This window comes from Methylobacterium sp. FW306-05-D (assembly GCF_058782155.1).
In genome coordinates this window covers 1-950 of record NZ_JBYSXL010000170.1, presented here as the reverse complement: position 1 = coordinate 950, position 950 = coordinate 1, and the positions used below count along the sequence as shown (strand labels likewise).

The following is a 950-nucleotide window of genomic DNA, read 5'->3' as shown; positions in this document are numbered from 1 at the left end:
AGGTTGACCTGACCGGTATTTTGGACCGAGCCAATTGGAAGGCTACTGCATGGTGGCGGCCATGGGTAGCCGGACAGCCAGATCCGGGAGGGTGACAGGCGCAGGTGGCCGGTAGCCCAACGACGAATGCGGCCGAACGCGGTTGTCGGTATTCTGCCAGATCCCAATCACGGTCTGTGTCTCCTTGAGCGAGTAGAAGATTTCTTGGCGTAGGCACTCGTCTTTCAGCTTGCCATTGAAGCTCTCGCAGTAGCCATTCTCCCACGACGATTCTGGTGCAATGTACTGGATCTGCGGGCCGGTTTTGGCGACCCATTCCCGCAAAGCCTTCGAGATCATCTCTGGACCATTGTCGCAGCGGATGTTCTCCGGGATGCCATGCAGACACATCGCATCGGCCAGGGCCTCGATCACGCCCAGGCTGTTGATGCGCCGGGTCACCTTCAGCGCGAGACAAGCCCGGCTGTGCTCGTCAATCAGCGTCAGGATGCGCAGGCTTCGACCGTCGTGGGTCTGGCCTTGCACGACGTCGAAGCTCCAGACGTGATTGCGATGGAGCGGCCGCAGCCGCACGCAGGAGCCGTCGTTCAGCCAAAGACGGCTGCGCGGCCGATGCTTCTGCGGAACCTTGAGCCCCTCACGACGCCAGATCCGCTGAACCCGGTCCTTGCCCACCTGCCACCCCGCTGCCTGCAGCAGCGCGGTGACGCGGCGGTAGCCGTAGCGCCCGTACTCGGACGCGAGGGCGACGATGGCGCGGGTCAGCGCATCCTCGTCAGCCGGTACCGTGGGCACGTAGCGTTGCGTGCCTCGATGCTGGCCGACGATCCGGCAGGCATGGCGTTCTGAGAGACCATACTTCTCACGAATGCCGTCGACGGCCTGCCGGCGTCGCTCCGGGGCTATAAGTTTCCCGCGGCGACGTCCGCCAGCACCTGACCCTCCAAAGA

Annotated in this window: 1 pseudogene; it reads right to left on the bottom strand. The window is 63.5% G+C overall.

The window, feature by feature from the left end:
• Positions 1-42: 42 nt before the first annotated feature.
• A pseudogene (locus AC3WLN_RS24035) lies at positions 43-950 on the bottom strand (IS3 family transposase); the annotation flags it as partial.